The organism is Dorea sp. AM10-31 (assembly GCF_003435815.1).
Taxonomy (GTDB): domain Bacteria; phylum Bacillota; class Clostridia; order Lachnospirales; family Lachnospiraceae; genus Dorea_D; species Dorea_D hominis.
In genome coordinates this window covers 71,769-93,812 of sequence record NZ_QTUV01000003.1, presented here as the reverse complement: position 1 = coordinate 93,812, position 22,044 = coordinate 71,769, and the positions used below count along the sequence as shown (strand labels likewise).

Annotated in this window: 17 protein-coding genes and 1 tRNA gene; 4 read left to right on the top strand and 14 right to left on the bottom strand. The window is 42.0% G+C overall.

Going from position 1 to position 22,044, the window contains the following annotated elements:
* Positions 1–6: 6 nt before the first annotated feature.
* The 4 genes from DW125_RS06555 to DW125_RS06540 are packed head-to-tail and all read right to left on the bottom strand — an operon-like array spanning position 7 to position 4,185.
* On the bottom strand, positions 7–1,104 hold the full coding sequence (locus DW125_RS06555) for an ABC transporter ATP-binding protein (protein WP_117537514.1): 1,098 nt from the start codon (positions 1,102–1,104) through the stop codon (positions 7–9).
* 3 nt (positions 1,105–1,107) lie between these two features.
* The gene (locus DW125_RS06550; RefSeq protein ID WP_117537512.1) at positions 1,108–1,959 is read right to left on the bottom strand and encodes a carbohydrate ABC transporter permease; all 852 of its coding nucleotides are present in this window, start codon (positions 1,957–1,959) and stop codon (positions 1,108–1,110) included.
* Positions 1,931–2,821, bottom strand: a complete 891-nt coding sequence (locus tag DW125_RS06545) for a carbohydrate ABC transporter permease (RefSeq protein WP_330411826.1) — start codon at positions 2,819–2,821, stop codon at positions 1,931–1,933. The genes DW125_RS06550 and DW125_RS06545 overlap by 29 nt, the downstream gene beginning before the upstream one ends.
* Positions 2,822–2,832: 11 nt before the next feature.
* Entirely contained in the window at positions 2,833–4,185 is a 1,353-nt protein-coding gene (locus DW125_RS06540; RefSeq protein WP_242992906.1) for an ABC transporter substrate-binding protein, read from the bottom strand.
* Positions 4,186–4,406: 221 nt separating this feature from the next.
* Between DW125_RS06540 and DW125_RS06535 the strand changes: the two genes are divergently transcribed.
* Positions 4,407–5,441: a LacI family DNA-binding transcriptional regulator gene (locus tag DW125_RS06535; RefSeq protein ID WP_117537509.1), complete on the top strand. Its 1,035-nt coding sequence runs from the start codon at positions 4,407–4,409 to the stop codon at positions 5,439–5,441.
* 79 nt (positions 5,442–5,520) lie between these two features.
* Here DW125_RS06535 and DW125_RS06530 read toward each other — a convergent pair whose 3' ends face one another.
* The 9 genes from DW125_RS06530 to DW125_RS06490 all read right to left on the bottom strand — a co-directional run bounded on the left by DW125_RS06530 (position 5,521) and on the right by DW125_RS06490 (position 17,729).
* The gene (locus DW125_RS06530) at positions 5,521–6,672 is read right to left on the bottom strand and encodes an ATP-binding protein (RefSeq protein WP_117537508.1); all 1,152 of its coding nucleotides are present in this window, start codon (positions 6,670–6,672) and stop codon (positions 5,521–5,523) included.
* A gap of 33 nt (positions 6,673–6,705) precedes the next feature.
* Positions 6,706–7,473 (bottom strand): tRNA threonylcarbamoyladenosine dehydratase, encoded by a 768-nt coding sequence (locus DW125_RS06525; RefSeq protein ID WP_117537506.1) that lies wholly within the window; start codon positions 7,471–7,473, stop codon positions 6,706–6,708.
* Positions 7,474–7,676: 203 nt separating this feature from the next.
* Entirely contained in the window at positions 7,677–9,866 is a 2,190-nt protein-coding gene (gene nrdD, locus DW125_RS06520; protein ID WP_021860080.1) for an anaerobic ribonucleoside-triphosphate reductase, read from the bottom strand.
* 167 nt (positions 9,867–10,033) lie between these two features.
* A complete protein-coding gene (locus tag DW125_RS06515; RefSeq protein ID WP_117537504.1) occupies positions 10,034–11,224 on the bottom strand; it encodes a metallophosphoesterase in 1,191 nt (396 codons plus the stop codon).
* Positions 11,221–13,071: a DUF975 family protein gene (locus DW125_RS06510; protein ID WP_117537502.1), complete on the bottom strand. Its 1,851-nt coding sequence runs from the start codon at positions 13,069–13,071 to the stop codon at positions 11,221–11,223. The genes DW125_RS06515 and DW125_RS06510 overlap by 4 nt, the downstream gene beginning before the upstream one ends.
* Positions 13,072–13,162: 91 nt before the next feature.
* Positions 13,163–14,107, bottom strand: coding sequence for a bile acid:sodium symporter family protein (locus tag DW125_RS06505; protein WP_117537500.1), 945 nt, complete (start codon positions 14,105–14,107; stop codon positions 13,163–13,165).
* Between the two features lie 200 nt (positions 14,108–14,307).
* A tRNA-Lys gene (locus tag DW125_RS06500) sits at positions 14,308–14,380 on the bottom strand.
* Between the two features lie 184 nt (positions 14,381–14,564).
* Positions 14,565–16,592 (bottom strand): arsenosugar biosynthesis radical SAM (seleno)protein ArsS, encoded by a 2,028-nt coding sequence (gene arsS, locus DW125_RS06495; RefSeq protein WP_021860400.1) that lies wholly within the window; start codon positions 16,590–16,592, stop codon positions 14,565–14,567.
* 42 nt (positions 16,593–16,634) lie between these two features.
* Entirely contained in the window at positions 16,635–17,729 is a 1,095-nt protein-coding gene (locus tag DW125_RS06490) for a GTP-binding protein (protein WP_021860401.1), read from the bottom strand.
* A gap of 271 nt (positions 17,730–18,000) precedes the next feature.
* On the opposite strand from DW125_RS06490, the gene DW125_RS06485 reads away from it, so the two are divergent.
* The 3 genes from DW125_RS06485 (at position 18,001) to proC (ending at position 20,903) form a co-directional block, all read left to right on the top strand.
* On the top strand, positions 18,001–18,711 hold the full coding sequence (locus DW125_RS06485) for an L-2-amino-thiazoline-4-carboxylic acid hydrolase (RefSeq protein ID WP_117537498.1): 711 nt from the start codon (positions 18,001–18,003) through the stop codon (positions 18,709–18,711).
* 2 nt (positions 18,712–18,713) lie between these two features.
* Positions 18,714–20,027 carry an amidohydrolase gene (locus DW125_RS06480; RefSeq protein WP_117537496.1) on the top strand — a complete coding sequence of 438 codons (1,314 nt, stop codon included), beginning with the start codon at positions 18,714–18,716 and terminating at the stop codon, positions 20,025–20,027.
* Between the two features lie 78 nt (positions 20,028–20,105).
* Positions 20,106–20,903 (top strand): pyrroline-5-carboxylate reductase, encoded by a 798-nt coding sequence (proC, locus tag DW125_RS06475; protein WP_117537494.1) that lies wholly within the window; start codon positions 20,106–20,108, stop codon positions 20,901–20,903.
* Between the two features lie 170 nt (positions 20,904–21,073).
* Here the strand turns inward: proC and DW125_RS06470 are convergent, their stop codons facing one another.
* Positions 21,074–22,018 carry a hypothetical protein gene (locus DW125_RS06470; protein WP_021860405.1) on the bottom strand — a complete coding sequence of 315 codons (945 nt, stop codon included), beginning with the start codon at positions 22,016–22,018 and terminating at the stop codon, positions 21,074–21,076.
* Positions 22,019–22,044: the final 26 nt, after the last annotated feature.

Below are 22,044 nucleotides of genomic sequence, written 5' to 3'. Positions count from 1 at the left end.
CTCCTTCTATACTGGAATTACTTCTTCTGTCTTACAATCAAAGAAATGCATTCTGTGGGGAACAAAAACAAATTCTACTTTGTCTCCGACATGACACACTTCGTATTTGGATACTCTTGCAATAGCTGTATTGCCTCCAAAATTAAAATACAGATTGTTTTCATTTCCCATAATCTCTATGTTATCCACAACTGCACACATTTTATTGTCTTTGAATACATCCAGATTCTGTGGATCAAATTTGATATCTTCCCCACGGATTCCGAGAATAACTTTCTTTTTATACGGGCTTAATTTTTTTGCCATTTCTTCTGTGATCTGCATACGGTTTCCGTCAGAGAATACAATCTGTCTATCCTCCACTTCTACTTCAAAGAAATTCATCTGTGGAGAGCCGATAAATCCGGCTACAAACTTATTTACCGGATGTTCATAAAGCTCCATCGGTTCTCCAACCTGCTGTACTACTCCGTCTTTCATGATGACAATGCGGTCAGCCATTGTCATTGCTTCTACCTGGTCATGTGTTACATAAATCGTTGTACTTCCCAGATTTCGATGAAGTTTGCTGATCTCATTTCGCATACTGACTCTCAGTTTTGCATCCAGGTTTGAAAGAGGTTCATCCATCAGAAATACTTTCTGATCTTTTACGATCGCACGTCCAAGTGCTACTCTCTGTCTCTGACCACCAGAAAGATTTTTCGGTTTGCGCTTTCTGTATTCTTCCAGACCCAGAATATCAATTGCCCAGTCTACTTTCTTCTTGATCTCTTCTGCCGGTACCTTCATATTTTTCAAACCATATCCTATATTCTTCTCCACTGTCATGTGCGGATACAATGCATAATTCTGAAATACCATTGAGATTCCTCTGTCTCTTGGCGCAACCTCATTCATCTTTTTCCCGTCAATATATAATTCACCACTTGTAATTTCCTCAAATCCGGCAATCATACGAAGTGTCGTTGATTTTCCACATCCGGATGGTCCTACAAATGCAATAAATTCATTTTCATTAATTTTCAGATTGAAATCCGTAACTGCTTTTTTATTCGTATTTGCATACTGTTTACATACATTTTTTAATTCAATAAAGCTCATCGCTTAACCCTCCTTCGAACCGGTAGATACTACACCTTCTACAATCTGTTTTGAGAATAATGCATAAATAATAATTACCGGAATTGTAACTAACGTAATAACGGCTAATGTCTGTCCCATCGTTGTATTATCGTTTGAAGTGATCGCATTCAAGCCGATCTGTGCTGTCAGAAGATCACTGGAAGTAAATACCAGTGACGGCCATAAGTAATCATTCCATACATTTAAAAATGTAAATACGCTAACCGTTGCCACTACACTCTTTGACATAGGCAACACCATTGTAAAAAAGTATTTTACCGGACTGCAGAAATCCAGCTGTGCCGCCTCATACACATCATCCGGCAAACTTACAAACACCTGCCGGAACAAGAAGATGTTAAATGGATTGACGATCATCGGAAGAACATATCCAATCACATTGTTCAGTAATCCTAATTTTGCGATAAATAAAAAATGAATTGTAATAATTGTTTCCATAGGCACGATCATCAGAAGCATAATGATCAGAAGCCATCTCTCTTTAAATGGGAAATTGATCTTTGCCAGTGCATAACCTGCCAGACCGTTAACAATAATTCCCAAAAGAATCAGCACCGCTGCGTAAAATAGTGTATTCAGCATATAGCGAATAAAATTCGTATTGGTCAGAATTGTAATGTAATTGTCTAAAAATTTACCGCTTAATGCCGGCGGCACAAATGCTGCCAGAGAGTTCATATCACTCGTGATAGCTGCATCTGTCTTAAATGAATTGGCCAGCATCCATATAACCGGGAACAGGAAAAACAAAGACATCGCAATCATCACGACTGCAAGAATGATGTTAAAATGCTTTTGCTTTTTTGTTAACATGCTTTGTACCCTCCTTATCTTTTGTAACGATTGTCTGAATTACAGTAAGAACCATGACAAAGAATGCAAATACAATTGCCATAGTGGAAGCCAGTCCAATCTCCCAGTTCACAGTACCTGTCTCGTATATATCGTATACCATTGTGTACGTAGAATGGGATGGACCTCCTCCGGTCATAACCATTGGCTGTACTAACATGCGGAATGCTCCGATTGTTACGGTAATGAATACAAAAATACACAGTGGTTTTAATTCCGGCAATGTAATATCTTTAAATTTCTGCCAGTTGCTTGCATGATCCATTTCTGCCGCCTCATAAAGTGCCGGATTAATCTGCTGCAAACCTCCAAGGAAGATCAGCATCTGATAACCCATTCCCTGCCATGCACTCATGATCGCAATAGACGGAAGTGCCTGTGAAGCACTGTTGATAAATGGCTGAGCATGGATTCCTACATGTGCAAGAATCGAATTCAAAATTCCTTCCGGGCTGTAAATCTGTACCCAGAGTGTAGAAACTACTGCAAGAGACATTACAACCGGAATAAAAAATGCTACTTTAAAGTAAGTTTTGCAATATGCTACTTTATTGATCAGCAACGCAAGTACCAATGCACCAATGCTCTGCAAAGGGACTATGATTATAACAAATTTTAATGTATTGCCAAATGCCTGTCGGAAATCATCATCCTTCAGGATCTGGAAATAATTGTCCAGTCCTACAAAATGTGTCAGTCCAGGGTTTAATGCCAGGAAATCAGTAAAACTGAATATCAAAGTCAGAATCATTGGCAAAAACAGAAATAAGGTTAACAGTATCAATGCCGGCCCGAAAAAAGCCATTCCCATAATGGATTCCATTCTTTTTCTCATTACTTTGTTTTATAACGCTTCAGCTTTGCGTCAATCCTTTCTACAGATTTATCCAACTGTTCTTTTGCATCGTATCCGCTCAGAACAGAATTTTCCAGTACTTGCTGAAATGATGTACTTACCTGCGGATAAGCAGGTGTCTTCGGTCTTGGATGACCGTATTTACTTAACTGATAATATAATTCTTTATAGTTCTTATCTTTTTTAAACACATCGATGGACTCGTATGCTTCATAAGTAGATGGGAAAGATTTTGATTTTTCCCACAGACGTTTTCCACTCTCTACGCCGCTCATCCATTTTACAAGTTCTGTTGCTCCTTTGATATGCTTTGTTTTGGAAGAAGCTGCAAATGCCCATGAACCGGTAGGTGCATATTGCTCTCCATTCCATTCATCTCCCACAACATACGGTGCCACACCAAAAGATACATCCGGATAACTGGTATACAATGTATTTACTTCCCATGCTCCATCAATTTTAAATGCCGCTCTTCCGCTCTCAAACAAAGAGTCGATCGGAACTTTCGACATATATTTCTGTTTCAATAATGTCTTAAAATAAGAAACTGTTTTTATATTCTGTTTAGAATTAAAAATTCCATCTACGGTAAGTCCTGTTTTGTCTGTCAGATCTCCGCCGTTTGACCAGAAAAACGGAGCATAATAATATATGGTAGCCTCACCCACCGGAAATGTCATGTCTAATGCATAACCATTTTTCTTATCCATAATCGGTTTCAGTTTTTTCAGAACTTCCAAAAACTGTGACTGCGTCCATGGATGATCTGCATCCGGCACCTGAATGCCCGCTTCGTCTAAAATTTCTTTATTATAATACAGCCCGACACTTGACTCCATCGCACCTAATGCATATAACTTATTGTTGTAAGTTCCCTGCTCAATGATCGATTTCAAATAAACACTTTTTTCTTTTTCTGTCATTTTTGCCAATGGCTGAATAATTCCGTTCTCTGCATAAGCCGCAATATTTGGCCCATCAACAGTAAGTACATCCGGAAGATCTCCAGACATAACCGATGCATTGATTTTATCTGAGTAGCCACCACCGCTATCATTTCTCGGAATAAATTCAATATCCGCAAAATATTTTCCATCATATGCCTTATTAAATGCATTCACTGCTTCTCTGTAGCATCGTCCCTCATCCGTATCTTCGATAGAATGCACCCATATGGACAAGTATTGTTCTCCTTTATCGTACCCTGCAATACTTCCTGGCTTCGGTGTACTCTTCTGACATCCGGTCAGACTGATCATCAGCACTCCGGCCATCAACGCAGCTATTATGCGTTTTTTCATATCTTTTTTGTCTCCTTTCCAGCTTTCCATTCAATCTATACTCCACTGTGTAACCGGTAAAGTAACCGGTTACTTTATAATCCAATAATACATCCGGGAAACCTGTTTGTCAATACTGTTCTACGCATTTATGTAACCGGTTACTTAACTGGTTATTTTACAATTGTATTGTATGCGGACTTCTGCTATACTAAGTGAAGATTTGATAATTGTTGATCATATTACCTACATATAAAGGAAGGTGTCTATATATGAGTGAAAAAAAGAAAAAAATTACTTTTAATGATATAGCAAGATATACGAATTTTTCCAAAACTACGATCTCCCGATATTTTAATAATCCAGATTCACTCACTCTGAAAAATCAGGAAATCATTGCCCAGGCTCTTATCGATCTGGACTATCAGGAAAATAAACTTGCAAAAGTCCTTGCAAATGGGAAAAGTGAATTTGTCGGCATTATGCTTCCAAATTTATTTTTGCATTATTACTCTGAAATGTTAAATCAAATTTTATCTACTTATGAAAAATTTGGATACAAGTTTCTTGTCTTTTCAACCGGAAAAGGATCCGAAGAAACCGAGCGCAAATATCTCCAGGAATTACTTGCTTATAAAATTGAGGGATTAATCGTATTAAGCCATACTATTCCTTCCAAGGAACTGGCTTCCTATCAAATCCCAATTGTTACAATCGAACGTGAGGATCAATATGTTAACAGCATCAACACAGATAACTATATGGGTGCTGTTCAGGCTACCAGTCTGCTTATCAAAAACGATTGCGAGATTTTGATTCACATTAATTCCCATGTTCCCACACAGATCCCTTCCTATGGCCGAATCAAAGGGTTCTGTGACACATGCGAACAATATAATATTCCGAATGAACTCATTCTTTCTGATTTAGGAAATACTTATGCCGAGACCACCCAGCGGATTGCTGATATTTTTTCTTCTATTGAGGGAAAATATCCAAATATAAGAAAAGGAATCTTTATGGCTAATGATACACATGCAAATATTTTTCTTAATTTACTCATGCGCAAATATGGACATTTCCCTGACGAATACCGTATTGTCGGATTTGATGATTCTCCAATTGCATCTGAAGCAATCATCCCTATCAGCACTGTAGGTCAGCAGATTGATAAAATTGCTTATGAAGCAATGGAATTACTTGTATCACAGATGAACGAGCAAAAAAAACGCAAGCCAAAACCACAGTCTGATATCATCCACAAAATGATTACACCGATTTTGATCCGCAGAGATACAACTTCTTAACTTTTCTTTTTCACTGAAAAAGACTGCACATTATAAAAACAGAGGGAACACGTACTTACTTTCCTGTTCCCTCTGTTTTTTATATTTCATCATAAGTGTCTAAGAAATTATGTTTCACTCCATCTTTCTTATATGCCACAATGGTATTTAAATTGACATTTTCTACGCTCTTGAAAATGTTGCCCTCGACGAACCGGTTCGTCTTTTTCAATTCGCTGATGAGATTCTTGATCTCGATCCGCTTGGACTGGTTCTCTTCATTGTTACATGTTGTACAAGTGTCTGTAAATTTACATGCACACTGAATAAAATGCAAATCGTTATAATCTCTCCATGCCTTGATGTCATCTTCACGCACAAGATAGAGTGGACGAATCAGCTCCATTCCCTCAAAATTTGTACTATGCAGTTTTGGCATCATCGTCTGGATCTGTCCGCTGTAAAGCATTCCCATCAGGATCGTCTCGATCACATCATCATAATGATGTCCCAGTGCGATCTTATTACATCCCATATCTTTTGCGAAATGATACAGATGTCCTCTGCGCATTCTCGCACAGAGATAGCACGGTGATTTCTCTACATTAAATACCGATTCAAAAATATCGGATTCAAAGATTGTGATCGGAATATTCAGTTTCTTCGCATTATCTTCAATAACCTTGCGATTCTCCGGGCTGTATCCCGGATCCATTACAAGAAACTTTACTTCAAAATCAAACTTGTTGTGTACTTTCAGTTCCTGAAAGCATTTCGCCATCAGCATCGAATCTTTTCCACCGGAAATACAGACTGCAATCTTATCTCCCGGTTTTACCAGTTCATACGTGTTGATCGCTTTTGTAAATTTAGACCAGATTTTTTTCTTGAATTTCTTGCGAAGGCTCTGCTCTACTTCCTTTGCTTTCTCATTATTCTGATCCTTATCCATCTCCTCTTTCATAACGTCCATCAGCCAGGCTACATAACCGCCTTCCAGGCTCTCTGCGTTATATCCTTCTTCTTCCAGCTCTTCTGCGATCTCTACGCTGATTTTTCCTCTGCTACAGCAAATAACCTGCTTTTTCTCCGGATCCAGCTCTTTATTTTTTAATTTTTTTTCAATCTCTTCCGGCTTTACCGCAATTGCTCCGGGAATTGCTCCGTGGGAAATCTCTACCTCACTGCGGATATCCAGAAGCTCATAACTGTCTTTTTCTAATTTTTTTAATTCCGCTATTGAAATACTCATCTTTGTATCACCAATTCTGCTTTCTTATCGAATCTATTTCTGTGTTTCTCCTGCAGCCAGGTCTTTTACCACTTCACCGGCAATAATAAGTCCTGCCACCGAAGGTACAAATGCCACACTTCCCGGAATATCTCTTCTCTCCGTGCACTTATGCTTTGCTCCCGGCGGGCAGATACAGTTGTGTCTGCAGCTGGTCGCCATATCTTCTTTCGGTCTGGTTGGCTGCTCTTCTGAATATACCACTTTCAGCTTCTTTACGCCACGTTTTTTCAGTTCCCGGCGCATAACTTTTGCAAGCGGGCATACTTTCGTCTTATAAATGTCTGCCACGCGGAACATACTGGCATCCAGTTTATTTCCGGCCCCCATACTGCTGATGATCGGCACATTTTTCTCCTTTGCCGCCATCACAAGTGCGATCTTTGCCGTTACCGTATCTACAGCATCGACGATATAATCATACTCTTCAAATGCGAAATCATCTGCATTTTCCGGCAGGAAGAAGCAGTCATGGATCGTCACTTTTGCATTCGGATTGATCTCCAGGATACGGTCACGCATTACTTTTGTCTTATATTTTCCAACAGTCTTTCTTGTCGCAATGATCTGACGGTTCAGGTTCGTCAGACATACTTTATCATCATCGATCAGATCAAATGCACCTACGCCGCTTCGCACCAGTGCCTCGCAGACGTAACCGCCCACGCCACCGATTCCAAATACCGCAACTCTGGCATTCGCAAGCCTGTCCATTGCTTCTTTTCCAAGTAATAATTCGGTTCTCGAAAATTGTGTCAGCATCTTCTTATCTTCTCCTTCTGCCGTACGAAACGTGTCTCACAGATTTTATCGCAATAATAGAACACGCTTTGTAAGTTTGTTACGCAAAACCAGCGGCTGCATTCCATGTCTCTCATGCATGCACCCGCCGGTCACTTCATATTCCCAGTAATTCAATAGGTTATATTATATATGGAGTTGTTCTTTTTGTCAATCTTTCCTTCTTACAGGTGAAGTACGCGGTCTTTGATTTCCTGTGTTCTTCCCTGATTCCAGAACTGTGTTCCGATATATCCACAGGTTCTTCTTGCTACACATAACTTATCCTGATCTCTGTTACCGCAGTTCGGACACTCCCAAATCAGTTTACCGTTTCCGTCTTCCTTGATCTGGATCTCACCGGTATAGCCGCAACATTCACAGTAATCGCTCTTCGTATTCAACTCAGCATACATGATATTCTCATAAATATACTGCATAACGGAGAGTACTGCCGGAATATTGTCCTGCATATCCGGTACTTCGATGTAGCTGATCGCTCCACCCGGAGACAACTTCTGGAATTCGGATTCGAATTTCAGTTTCTTAAATGCATCGATCTTCTCTGTTACATGTACGTGATAGCTGTTCGTAATATAATTCTTATCGGTTACGCCTTTGATGATTCCAAAACGTTTCTGTAAACATTTTGCAAATTTGTAAGTTGTAGATTCCATCGGTGTCCCGTATACGGAATAGCTGATGTGCTCTGCTTCTTTCCATTCTTTGCACTTATCATTCAGTTTCTGCATAACTTCCAGTGCAAACGGGCTTGCTTCCGGATCTGTATGGGATTTGCCAAGCATACGCATGCACATCTCATAAAGGCCCGCATATCCGAGAGAGATTGTTGAATATCCATTATAAAGCAGTCTGTCGATCGTCTCACCCTTCTTCAGTCTTGCCAGTGCACCATACTGCCACAGGATCGGCGCTACATCGGAAATCGTTCCGAGAAGACGCTCATGTCTGCAGCGGAGTGCCCGGTGGCACAACTCCAGACGTTCATCCAGAATCTTCCAGAATTTATCCATATCTCCATTGGAAGAACATGCCACATCTACAAGATTGATCGTTACAACTCCCTGATTGAAACGTCCATAGAACTTATGGCTTCCGTCCGGATTTCTCTGCTCGTCCTCAACTGTCAAAAATGAACGGCAGCCCATACACGGGTAAACTTCTCCCTGCTTCAGCTCACGCATCATCTTAGCGGAAATATAATCCGGTACCATACGTTTTGCTGTACATTCTGCTGCCAGCTTGGTCAGTTCCCAGTACTTGGAACCTTCTGTAATATTATCTTCATCCAATACATAGATCAATTTCGGGAATGCCGGAGTGATCCATACACCTTTTTCATTCTTAACGCCCTGCATTCTCTGTCTCATCACTTCTTCAATGATCATAGCAAGGTCATCTCTTAACTGTCCGTCTTCTACTTCATCCAGATACATAAATACGGTTACAAACGGCGCCTGTCCATTACAGGTCATCAGTGTGATAAGCTGATACTGGATCGTCTGGATTCCGCTCTTTACTTCATCGCGGAGTCTGCGTTCTGTAATCTTGTCAATGATTTCCGGATCCATGCTCTCGCCACATTCTTGTCTCTCAGCGATAACATTCTTACGGAGTTTCTGTCTGCTGATATCTACAAACGGTGCCAGATGTGCCAGTGTAAAAGACTGTCCGCCATACTGGTTACTTGCCACCTGTGCCACGATCTGGGTCGTTACATTACATGCTGTAAAAAAGCTATGCGGCTTCTCGATCAGCGTCTCACTGATCACTGTACCATTCTGCAACATATCCTGTAAATTGATCAGATCACAGTTATGTTCTTTCTGTGCAAAATAATCAGAATCATGGAAGTGGATGATTCCTGCTTCGTGCGCCTGCACAATCTCTTCCGGAAGGAGCAGACGTCTGGATAAGTCTTTGCTGACTTCTCCTGCCATGTAATCTCTCTGTGTAGAATTGATCACAGGATTCTTGTTGGAATTCTCTTGATTTACTTCTTCATTCATGTGCTCGATCAGTGCGAGGATTCCATTATCTGTTGTATTTGATTTTCTGGTAAGCTCTCTCTTATAACGATAACGCACATACTTCTGTGCGACTTCATATCCACGCATCTCCATGATGCCGGTCTCTACCATATCCTGAATATCTTCTACATTCACGGCATGGCGATATTCGTTCACTTTCTGACCGATTGTATCTGCCACTGCAAGAATCTGATATTCATTCAACTGATGGATCCGTTCTACCTCTTTGTTTGCAGATTTGATCGCATTTATGATCTTATCAAGCTGGAACGGTACTTCCTCTCCGTTTCGTTTGATCACATGATTTTTCACTTGAATTCCCATAATCCCCTTGATTTCTCCTTTTTTAGCATTCTTTTTTTATAACAAAATATAGATATTTTTAACTTGTCATTACACAATATGTTGTGTCTTTTACTATCATACACCAATTCAGAGCGAAAAGAAAGAGAAAGTTTTACTTTTTTGCAATTCCCTTTCTCTCTTTCTCTCTAATTGAATTTTATCTTAATCCGGCAGATCTCACTCTTCGTACCCACTCTCATATCCGGTCCGAATACGCCAAGCCCGGAAGTCACGATATTATGCATCTTTCCCTTTTTCAGATAGCCATAGGAGTTCTCCCACATCATGTCCGTAACCAAGTTCCCCGGGAACATCTGGCCATCATGTGTATGTCCACACAGATCCAGATCCACTCCCGCATCTGCCAGTTCTTTTAATTCTCTCGGTTCATGATCCACTACAAGAATTGGTTTCTTCTGATCCATTTCCTTCACCAGTTCTTTCGGAAGCTTTCTCTTCCTGATCCCTCTTCCCGGACGTTCATAATCAGCTCTTCCGAACAGATAAAAAGCATTGTCGATCTCGACTGCTTCATCCCGAAGCAGATGAATATTTGATTTCTCCAAAAATGTATCCATCCGCGGATCGCTCATCTTCTTCCCTTTTCTCGGAAATGTAAATCCTGCCAGAATCTTCTCCTGTATATCATGGTTGCCGTAACATGCATAGACACCATACCTGCTCTTGATCGATCTTAATATCTTCTCCAGGCGCTCCGGATTATCCAATGCCTCATATTCATTGTCAAAAATATCTCCCGCGATCACTACAAGATCCGGTTTTGACGCATTGATCTTCTCCACCATCCGCTGCATATGGCTGCTGCCGATGCTGTATCCCAGATGGAAATCAGCCACAAGAACAAGATTCAGTTCCTTCCGATTCCCTGCTTTCTTTGATATCTTTACCTGATAATCTGTCGTTACGATATGACGTGCACCATAGATCCCGGCGGCACTGAATGCCAGAATCACTGCCAGACATATACTGCCCACGATAACATGTCCTTTTCTTGAAAAAAGTCTTTCCTTTTTCGGAAATGACACATGTTTCAGAATGAGTCTTATAAGATCTGCTACAAGAACTGTAAGCAAGATATATAATAACACACCCAGCCAGTAATTGCCAATCCCTTTCAGCACTCTTTGTAACATCGACGGCGGTACAAGGAATCCAAAAAGCAGGCTTAGCGCCAGAAAAACGTACACTGTGACGAGCAGTCCCCTGAGAAAAAAATTTTTTGTCACATCGTGACAGGCTGCAAGCCAGTGCAGCATGCGCCAGAGTATATATCCGCATAATAACAGATACAGCGGAGCCAGATATAATGCGATCATTGTTTTACTACCTTCCCTTCTTTTTCATATGTCCGGACGGCTGTCGTCCTCATTTTGCTGATTCCTTTCCCCTCATTCGGATGACGTACCGACCACATCTGATCTGCGCCAAACAATACTAACAACAGCACACATAACGCAATCAGACGTCGCATCGGAAGCCTGCGGATCAGATTGTCTAAAAATGGCGCCAGTACATATACCATTACAACGCCTCCGATTCCAAATGTCAAAAGCCCTTCTGCACAGATCCTTCCGTTAAGATTCAGAAAATATCCATGATAATCCCACCATCGCTTGCCATGCGTTATAATCTCTAGGAAATAAGATGTATAATATTCTATAAATCCACACAAGGCTACCGCTGCAATAAATTCTGCCACAGGTTTTCTGCGCAGACGGTTCAGCAACAATAAAATCAGTACACTGCCAGCCCCGTAAATCGGCAACCACGGACCGTGAAGAACCCCACGGTTAACAAAACATCCTTTGGTCAGAAAATGTAGACTCACTTCCCACACCCAGCCTGCAAATGACATAATAAAAAACATCATGATCACAGACCAGATAGAGTAATGACGCAAAAAGTTCATATTTTCCAGCAGATTATTTCTCTTCACTTCCGAAATCGGATACAGTCTGGTCGGATAAACAATTCCTTTGTATGCACGTATATCATGCACAACCCGGAATTTTCGGTTTGCCTCTTCCTCCAGCGCATCCATCTCTTTCTGATGCAGCACTGTGATTCCCAGTGTATTTGCAAGAAACTTCTGAACTCCAGTCAGACCTTCTATAACAACCGGCGGTTCTTCCTCCACTTCTCTAACGTCTTCATAAGCCGCATCCAGCACCATCTGTTCCGGATGCTCATACAGATATCTATCATTTAACTGTTCTGCCAGCGGAAGTTTCCTGTCGATTGCCTCCTCTCGCAGACTCACATAATATTCTGCCATTGTCGCAGCCATAAATGGATTGATATAGAAAATGTTGGCAATTCCCATTGTAAAAAATCCAAGAAATCTCCAGCCCCAGAACGACAATTCCATCACAAAACATTCCCACTTATGCCCGTCCATCATCTGCCTTGATAATGTGATCGCATCTGCCGCCTTAATTGATGGATTCTCTGCTGCAATATAAGGAACCAGATAATAAGAATAATATTTGACAACGCCCCCGATAACCGTAAGCCCCCACACAGTGTGCAATGCCTGTTTTAACAGAAGCGTGACTCCCGCATGCATCCATTTGCGCACCCGCATCAGGAACCACACTCTGTGTAGCGGAACGCGCTTATAACAGCGCCCTTCCAAAAGCATCCTTCGCATAACAATCTGATACACATCTACGATAAAGGTCTGCACGAAAAAGATCAGTGCCAGGCTGACAACGATCAGCAGCCAGGCAGCTATGTTATCCGAGCCGACCAGTGAGCGCACCGCAACTGCAAGTGTAACAATATATTCACCGGAAGCGGCTTTATTTACAATGCCGGAAAAGACACCCCTGCTTCGTCCAAGAACCGCATTTTCATTCTTTTTTGATTCTTCTTCATAGCGTTTCTTCTTTTCATCAATGCGCGCTCTCTGCTCCGCCTCTTTTCCTTCATTAAATTCTTCCAGATTATCATAGAACGCTCCGATCAGGTTATCCGTTGTCAGACGATTGACCGTGTTCTCTGCTTCCGCATAAGACACTGCTGCGTCCTTTCCCAGTTTCACGGAAGTGGTAAATTCTGTTCCGATCATGCCTGCAATAAGGCATAACATAACAAAAAGCCAGTAATGCGTCTTCAACACACATCTGGCTCTCTTCTTAAACTCTCTTCGTCTTTTGTGCATCCTTTTTCCTCATTTCTTTTGTTGGTAAAATTATAAATAGAATACACATCCTTGTAAAGAAAATAATTCTAAAGATATTCTTAGGGAAATCTTAGTTTTTACTGCTGTCACCCGGCTGCTCCGTTGCTTTTCCATAAAATGCAGCCAGTACCTGTTGGAACAACGTTCCGATCATAACCGGGAACATCACTTCTCCCGGGAAATATGCCGCCGCAATCACGGCTCCCACGCTGATATTACGCATTCCGTTTCCGTACATCATGGAAATAGATGTTTCGTGATCCTTCTTCCATAATTTTGCGACCAGAAGTCCGATTGCATAACCGCTTGCCGCCAGTACGAGAATTGTTACTGCTACAGCTACCCGCTGTCCGTTCATATGGCGAATATACGGTGCCACTTTGGATGAATTGGATATTACAACAAATATCAACGCCAGTTTGGAATAAGGTGCGAGCACTTTCGGCAAACATTCTTTTGCGCGATTATGGCTGATCTGATTCAGGCACATAGCAAAAATTGCCGGAAATGCCACCATGAAGATCAGCTCCTGCATCATCTGTACTGTATCCATATGTACTGTTTTTCCAAGAAGAATCCTTAATGTCAATGGAATTAAAAACGGCGACAACACCGTATCTGTCACCACCAGAGACAGCGATAACGGACTATTTCCGCTGTAGATTGTTATCCACATCAGTCCTGACACCGCTGTCGGCACTGAAAATTCCAACACCATCCCGGCAATCAGCCTTGCATTATCTGTGAAAAATAAATGTCCAAGTCCGCAGGCAAATACCGGCATTACAACATGAATAAGCCCGAGCATCACAAGAAGTATTGACGGGTTCTTAAATACCCCCGCCACATCTTTGAAGCTAGACTTCAAAGCACCATTAAATGTCATAAATGCAAAGACAAACGGAACATATGGGAGTCCATGTTTTGCAATATCCGGGAACCACACGCCCAAAAGAAGGCAGATTGGTGTCACCAGTGCCATCCATTTTTCTATAAAACGGTTAAATGCCGCCATGTTGTTCCCTCCTCGTCGCTATAAATCGAATGTGCCTTGGCACATTCGCGCGCCTGCGGTGGTCGCTTGCGACATCATCATTGTACGCCGCAGTGCGCATCCTGCCGGAGGCTTTTGTATAATAGGAAATGAAATTTCCTATTATACAAAAAATCGCCGTCCCTGCAGCTCTGTTGTCTGCAAAAACAGCGATCTTATAGTGCGCGATCAGGGGTTCGAACCCTGGACACCCTGATTAAGAGTCAGGTGCTCTGCCAACTGAGCTAATCGCGCATATCCTGCGTCATCAGTTTTCCGTGACGCAAGTAATATTATATGACATGTTTTTCTAAAAATCAAGTGTTTTTTAATATTTTTTTATTTTTCTTCCATATTTTTCCAGAAATCATTTTCATAATTTCCAAACAGCTCTTTTTCTATCCGACAAATCACACCGGCAGAACCTTCCACTGCCAACTTAATGTGACAGATTCCCACCACAGCTGCTTCCATATCCTGCCGTACAACTATAGCAAACTGCACAGGTATGAATCTTCCGCGGCTTCGGCGCATGATCCGCAAGCTCTCTGATATGTGCTTCCCCATCTGGTTTCATTCCAAGGACATGATAATATTCACAGTCATACAGACTGCCATCGTAATCAACATTGATCTGATCCCGGCACATAACCTTCGGCAGATTGTCTTCATTGAAGTTCTCACTCTGCAGTTTCAGATAAGATCCAAGTTTTCCCTGGTGCTTTAACTCCTGCCCGAATCTTCCGATCGGCACATTTCCAATTGCGATCAAATCCGTAAATACAATGCCATATTCCTTTTCCAGAATTTCTCTGTATGTCTTTTCCAGCATAAATTCATTCGGTGGCAGATACGGGCCATCTGTATTATACACAAGCGTCAGCCGCAGATCATCCTGTCTGCCATAGCCTCTTGCATTTAATTCCTGTAGAATCTTAATCGCCGGATCAAATACATGTGCGCCTCTCTGCTTTTCCACAACTTTCTTATTATAGTAAGGCAGAGAACAGACAATACGGACTTTATTTTCTGTATATACATCTATTAAGTGAGCATATGCTTCCTTCTGCAAAATAACAAGATTTGTGCGGACAATCACATCGCCAAGCTTCGATGCTGCCTCAATGAAATAAGTAAGATTCGGATTCATCTCCGGTGAACCGCCGGTAATATCCATCGTTCGAAACCCACCGGTCTTAAATGCCTGCAGGCACTGATCCATTGTCTCTTTGCTCATCATCTCCGTTTTATCCGGCCCACACTCCAGGAAGCAGTGTGCACAGGACAGATTACACCTGTAGCCGACATTTACCTGCATTGTCGTGAGCTGCTCTTTGGAATACAGCTCATCCACACCTTTGACACGATCCATTAATTCCGGAATGTCATACCGTCTGACTTCTTCTTTCAGTGTCCTTGCTGTAATCTTTGCATTTTTATCATACTGCGTCGGATTAACACTCTGATCCAGTTCTTTAAACAGGCCATAATGTGTCTCCCCTTCTCCTTCAACCGTAAAATAATTACAGAATCTGGAAGCCCTTAAAATCTTTGCAAGATTACCACTGATTCCAAGTGGTTTATTTTTCAGAAAACGGAATGTCTCATCAAAATCGCAATACCGTTTATTTTCCTCCATCGTTCCAAGATAGGTCGCACTATGTCCGTAATTTTCTTCCCGGTCCTCCAGGCCGCTACACTTAAATGCGCGTACTGTACAGGAATAAAACTGGATGTCTCCTGTCAATCTCGCAATCTCGAAATCATGCGGCTGGATCGGTGTCTTTTCCATCGTATAATAAGTGACAAAACCACATTTTTCCATCATTCTGCGGAAATCTTCCAGATACATGGAGCCACCCATACATTCTCCGCGCATGACCGGATCATTTTTTATTTCATCCGGAAGCCTGCGGTCGGCAAAAACATCGGAGAAATAAATCTCTCCGCCTTCTTTTAATACCCGGTATACTTCCCGGAAAATCTGCTCCTTGAACGGCGACAGATTAATTACGCAGTTAGATGTCACAACATCGATGGAATTATCTTCAATTCCGATGCTTTTCAGATCTTCGATATATCCCAGATGAAAACTTGTATTCGTCTTTTCGAATCCAAATGCCTCCATCTGCGCTGCTTCATTACGGATGGCAACTTCAATCTGGGACGGTGTCATATCTACGCCATAGACATGTCCCTCTTCCCCAACCAGTTTAGATAAAATATAGACATCTCTTCCCGTACCACATCCGAGATCCAGCACATGGCATCCTTTCATTCCCATCGGAATCGGAGAACCACAGCCATAAAAACGGTTTTTTATCTCATCCTTGATCAACGGCAAAATATCTTTTACATACTTCGGCGGCGCTGAACTGCAGCAGCACGCATTTGTTTTGAGGTCATCACTGCTTTGCAGGATGACTCCATAATATTCCTTTATTTGTTCGTGAATATCATTGCTCATAATTTGTGATCTCTTTCCCATTACTTTGTAACAGACTTTCGCTTAATGTCTTCCCTCGTCCATCATTCCGAAGCACTCACTGAAGAATACTTTAATCTTTACATTATATTTTTCAGCTACAGCATCAAATGCATCATCTACAATATCTAATAACAGATCAGATTCGCATACTGCACGCGCATTTACAACAAGACGCAATTTTTCTGTTTCTTCTTTCAGTTCCTGGTCATGGATGATGTCATAATCTACACCGATCAGACTGAATTTTCCATAATCATTCTCTTTTCCTACTGCAAATGTCTTCAGATGTGGAACATTTCTCTTATTTGCAATCAGTCCGTTACGAATCTCGTCAATGAGATCGTCAACTAATTCATTTCCGTCAAATGCTTTGCCGTCTTTTGCTGTGATAAATACATTTCTGTTGAACCATGACATACTCTTCTCAGCTGCAACGAATTCCGGTCCGCCGTATCCGATATCTGTAATGTTCACACGGCTCTCTGCAGTCAGTACATAGTCTGCTACCTGTTCCAGACCGATCTTTTCTTTTGCAGAGATAGGGAACACCGGAATATCCGGGCAAGCTTCTTTTAAGAATTTTACATAGCGGTCCACTTCCTCATCAGACATCAGATCGATCTTATTCAGAACGATACAGTCTGCTTCTTTTAACTGTGCATCCAGAAGGAATTTTAATTCTTCCGGAAGATGGATATCTGCCTGCTCCGGCATGATCATACGAAGTCTCTCCGGGTCTGTTACAACAAGAAACGGAGCCAGTGTAAACTCATCCTTGTGGTTCTTGTCCAGATTGCCATATACATGATCCAGTGCACCGATTCCGCATCCCGGAATATCAGACATAACCAGATCTTTCGGCTCTCTGTTCAGACGCTCGATTCTTTCGATCAATGTATCCGGAATATAGCAGATACAGTCGCCGCCGATCGGTGTGACTTCTACATTCTGACGATCAGAATACTCTGCATCGATAATATAATTTGCTCCCAGGTCATTTGCAATGATTGCTGCATGTTTGCCTGTGCTGTTAATGTACTCTGTAAGTGCTACCATCGTCGTTGTCTTTCCTGCTCCAAGGAAACCACTGACTACCATAAAACGTTTTTTGTCCATTGTTTTTTACCTCTTTTTACATTTTGTCGTTCTTTTTTTCTATATTTTTTATACAGTTTATCTCATATAACCATCATAGCTTTTTTTCAGATAAAAAACCACTCATATTTTTTAATAACTAACGACAGATATAGATTTTTTCTATTACTGATTATAGATTATCAGTTATATTTTGTGTCTTTAGTTTCCTCCCTTACACTGGTATCTTCTTATAAAATGTAGTATAATGTCTCCAAACTTTAACAGACTACTATGTGAAAGGATGATAATTATGAATACAGCCAAAGAAACGGTTTCCTGTAAGATCGAACATCATGCAATGATGTTTGCTTTTCTCGCCAAGCGCGCTATTGAAATCTGTGGCGAAGAAGGAAAACAGGCAATCTTAGACGGTATGACTGTCTATGGTAAAGAACGAGGTGCAAGAATGGCTGCACGAGCGATTGCTCACGGCGATCCGCTCAACACAATGACCAACCAGGCTTACGGCGAGTGGAAGCCTGACTATGACGGACAGATGCAATTTGGTACACTCCGTACCGAACCGACACTTCAGACTTATATTTCGAAATGTGCCTGGTGTGAAGCATGGAAAAAGCACGATATTACAGAATACGGTAAACTTTATTGTGTCAATGTTGATAATGCGGTTTATCAGGGATTCCGCTCTGATTTTGTCTGTACCCCAACTGCTACATCCATGAGCTGGGGCGGCGAACAATGCGAATTTGACTGGGGCTATCCACTGACGCCGGAAGATGTCGAAGCTCTCGCTGCCAAGAAGAAGGATCTCGGCACTTCCTGCATGAAAGATTTTAATTTTCACACCGCACATCTGAAAGATACAATTAGTAAGACACTGATCGAAAAGCTTGGCACAAACGGTCAGAAAGCAATTGATCTTGCCCTTGCTGATTACGTGGATACTTTCGGTCAGGAATATCTGGATGTATTAGAGGGTGCTTACCCGGAGGAAGTTTAAATATGACAGATTCTACGATCAATCATTTCAGTGAAGAAATTTGTTCCGAATCTTCCGCCAGCCGTAACATTGTAGCAGACTGGCTTAAAACACATCAGGCAGAATTAATTGATACGGCAAATTACATATTTGCCAATCCGGAACTTGCCTATCAAGAACAAAAATCTTCGGTGCGTTTAAGTACTTATTTACAGGAACAGGGATTTACTGTTTCAAGCGGAACTGCAAATATTGAGACTGCCTTTACCGCAACCTGGGGCACAGGAAAACCAATCCTTGGATTTCTCGCAGAATACGATGCACTTCCCGGTGTCGGACATGCCTGCGGTCATAACTTACTGGGCACTGCCGTAATCGGAGCCGCCTGCGCACTGAAAAATCATATGGAAACAGAACAGATTCCCGGCACGATCTGCGTCTACGGTTGTCCTGCTGAAGAGATCATGTCCGGCAAGATTGTTATGAACAAAGCCGGCGTCTTTGATGGCCTGGATGTTGCCGTAACATGGCATCCATTTGACCGGAACCGGATCAGCAACGATATCTGGATGTCCCAGGATGTGAAAAATTATACTTTCCACGGAGTCAGCGCACATGCCGCCAAATCTCCGCAGGAAGGGCGAAGCGCTCTGGATGCAGCCGAACTTATGAATATCGGTGTAAATTATCTGCGTGAACATGTGCCGGATGAAGTCCGTATGCATTATGCATATGTCGATAACGGAATCCCGTCAAATGTTGTTCCGGATCTTGCAAAGACGAATTATTTCATCCGTTCTTTCAAGCGTTCCCGCACAGAAGATGCCAGTGCACGTGTGGATAAATGTGCACGCGGTGCTGCCATGATGACAGATACAACCGTAGATATTGAACTGGTCACCAGCTGTAAAGAGATGAAAGTCAACCGTGTGCTTGCAGAGCTGTACTATGAGGCAATGACACATATCCCGACTCCGGAATATACCGAAGATGAACTGACATTTGCCGCCGAACTCAGTAAAGAAGCCGGGTTGGAAAATGACGGGATTTATTTCAAAGGACTGGAACCGCTGGAGCCGGAACCTGTTCCGATCTTCATCGGTACAGACGCTACGGAAGTCAGCCACACCGTTCCTCTCATCACCATCAGTGCTGCTACCATGTGCCGCGGTACGTCTCTGCATCACTGGGCTGCCGCAAAGCAGGCAGGCATGAGTATCGGACACAAAGGTATGCTTTACGCTGCACGCTGTATAGCAGAAGGGACAAAGCTGCTGTTAGAAACCCCGGACAAACTGACTGCTGCCTGGGAAGAATTTAAGAATACAGATGCCTGATTGTGAACGCGCAGCGCGCGACACAATCTGTCTGATAATAATTCATATTAAACATTTTGATTTAGGAGGTCGATTATTATGGTAACAAAGAAAATCGGAGTCATCGGATGCGGAAACATGGGAGGCGCGATCCTCTACGGCGCACTGGAAAGCGGTGTACTCGCAAAAGAGAATGTATACGTTTACGACATTAACCCTGCCATGATGGAAAAAGCAAACGGCTGGGGTGTCAATCTCGCGGCAGACGATGAAGATGTCTGCAAGAACAGCGACATTATTTTACTTGCCGTTAAACCTCAGAATGCCGCAGAAGCTTTAGAGCAGTGCAAAAAAGCACTGGACGGTAAAGCAATGATGTCTATCGTAGCCGGTGTAACAGTCGAAAGACTTCAGGCTATGATCGATGGTACACCTAGAATCCTGCGCCTTCTTCCAAATACTCCGGCGATGGTATTTGCAGGAGCATTTGCTCTTTGCTCTGACAATGATTTCAAAGAAGATGAAATGGAAATCGCCAAATCCATCTACAGCTCTATCGGTGTTGTTGAACTCCTTCCGGAGCATCTCATCGATGCAGCCTGCGCATTAAACGGTGGCGGTCCGGCTTATGTTGCAATGTTCATCGAAGCAATGGCAGACGGTGGCGTAAAACAGGGACTTCCTCGCGCTACTGCATACCGCCTTGCAGAGCAGACCTGCCTTGGAACTGCAAAGATGCTTCTTGAGATGGATATCCATCCGGGTGCTTTAAAAGATATGGTAACTTCCCCTGCCGGAACTACCATCGAAGGCTGCGAAGCACTGGAACGTGGCGGCATGCGCGCTTCGGTTATGGAATGTATCAAGGCTGCTGCTGAAAGATCCAGACAGTTATAATCCAGAATATTAAATTGTAGTATGATATTTTTCTTACATAATCTGAATTGATTGAAAAAGAGATTGGCATATCATTCAACTGATACGCCAATCTCTTTTCATTCATACTAGTTACAATTTTTATTTTATAGCTTAAATAATTTCCGGACTAAACCCACGGTGCAGTACCGTTAAATATTCAAACCTGTTTTCTCTCGAAATTCTTTCAAAGAGTCTGCTCTCGCGGCTGCTTTCAGCCAGCTCGTTAAAACCTGCAGGTCTTTTTCTGATTCAATCCGGGTTTGAAGTACTTCCGGAATATCGCCAAGTTCCTGCAAGATTTCCATCAGCGAATCAATCTTGCCCTTCCGTATTCCAGCGGCTTCGCCTTTCTGTATTCCAGCCGCTTCGCCATCTGCATATTCTTCCATGCGTATTAACCTTTCCCGCTTTTCCCACGTATAATCCAGATGTGTCATTTTCTTCACTTCATCCTTCCTGCTTCTGAAAAAATCTTCCAATATATGATTCGTTATACAATCATTTATCGCACTGTCCACAGCCTCTTCCAGATTCATTCCCTGCCTTTGATTCTCCCTTACCTTTTCCACAAAATATGTATATCCTTCCAGTACTGCTGATTTTCTTTTCAAAATCTGATTGTTTTCCGGATTGATATTATAAACTTTGCAGATGATCTCTATCTGCAGTTCTTCGGCTTTGTGGTAAAACGAATCCGACAGTCTCATTTCTTCGTATTCCGTTCTTTTTTGTGTCCCATTATAAAATACGATAAAATGCGGTGTCGGTATCTGTATTTGTCTTCTGCTGAATAGATCCTTGTCATTATCTTTCAGCCAGTCCTGCAATGTATTTACAAAATAGATTAAACTTCGAAGTGGCATATTGGGATTGTATGTGGATTGATGCTCATAAAAATTGATGTTCATATCAATAATGAATGAAGCATCATTCCGAATGGAGAGCGACACGCCCCGCTCCAACTGAACAATCTCCACTTCCTCCGGATTGGTATATTCCGAATCGTTTAATGCATTGTAAACTTCCAGCGCATTTTCTTTGCTTTCCATTAACATGGAAAATACATCACTTTTGTACTCTCTGTTTTTTCTCATGAAATACTCCCTTCTTTATTCTGAGT

Excerpts from the sequence above, each read along its gene's own strand:
- DW125_RS06555 (WP_117537514.1), bottom strand. The coding sequence starts at position 1,104 with ATGAGCTTTATTGAATTAAAAAATGTATGTAAACAGTATGCAAATACG.
- DW125_RS06550 (WP_117537512.1), bottom strand. The coding sequence starts at position 1,959 with ATGTTAACAAAAAAGCAAAAGCATTTTAACATCATTCTTGCAGTCGTG.
- DW125_RS06545 (WP_330411826.1), bottom strand. The coding sequence starts at position 2,821 with ATGGAATCCATTATGGGAATGGCTTTTTTCGGGCCGGCATTGATACTG.
- DW125_RS06540 (WP_242992906.1), bottom strand. The coding sequence starts at position 4,185 with ATGGAAAGCTGGAAAGGAGACAAAAAAGATATGAAAAAACGCATAATA.
- DW125_RS06535 (WP_117537509.1), top strand. The coding sequence starts at position 4,407 with ATGAGTGAAAAAAAGAAAAAAATTACTTTTAATGATATAGCAAGATAT.
- DW125_RS06530 (WP_117537508.1), bottom strand. The coding sequence starts at position 6,672 with ATGAGTATTTCAATAGCGGAATTAAAAAAATTAGAAAAAGACAGTTAT.
- DW125_RS06525 (WP_117537506.1), bottom strand. The coding sequence starts at position 7,473 with ATGCTGACACAATTTTCGAGAACCGAATTATTACTTGGAAAAGAAGCA.
- nrdD (WP_021860080.1), bottom strand. The coding sequence starts at position 9,866 with ATGGGAATTCAAGTGAAAAATCATGTGATCAAACGAAACGGAGAGGAA.
- DW125_RS06515 (WP_117537504.1), bottom strand. The coding sequence starts at position 11,224 with ATGATCGCATTATATCTGGCTCCGCTGTATCTGTTATTATGCGGATAT.
- DW125_RS06510 (WP_117537502.1), bottom strand. The coding sequence starts at position 13,071 with ATGCACAAAAGACGAAGAGAGTTTAAGAAGAGAGCCAGATGTGTGTTG.
- DW125_RS06505 (WP_117537500.1), bottom strand. The coding sequence starts at position 14,107 with ATGGCGGCATTTAACCGTTTTATAGAAAAATGGATGGCACTGGTGACA.
- arsS (WP_021860400.1), bottom strand. The coding sequence starts at position 16,592 with ATGAGCAATGATATTCACGAACAAATAAAGGAATATTATGGAGTCATC.
- DW125_RS06490 (WP_021860401.1), bottom strand. The coding sequence starts at position 17,729 with ATGGACAAAAAACGTTTTATGGTAGTCAGTGGTTTCCTTGGAGCAGGA.
- DW125_RS06485 (WP_117537498.1), top strand. The coding sequence starts at position 18,001 with ATGAATACAGCCAAAGAAACGGTTTCCTGTAAGATCGAACATCATGCA.
- DW125_RS06480 (WP_117537496.1), top strand. The coding sequence starts at position 18,714 with ATGACAGATTCTACGATCAATCATTTCAGTGAAGAAATTTGTTCCGAA.
- proC (WP_117537494.1), top strand. The coding sequence starts at position 20,106 with ATGGTAACAAAGAAAATCGGAGTCATCGGATGCGGAAACATGGGAGGC.
- DW125_RS06470 (WP_021860405.1), bottom strand. The coding sequence starts at position 22,018 with ATGAGAAAAAACAGAGAGTACAAAAGTGATGTATTTTCCATGTTAATG.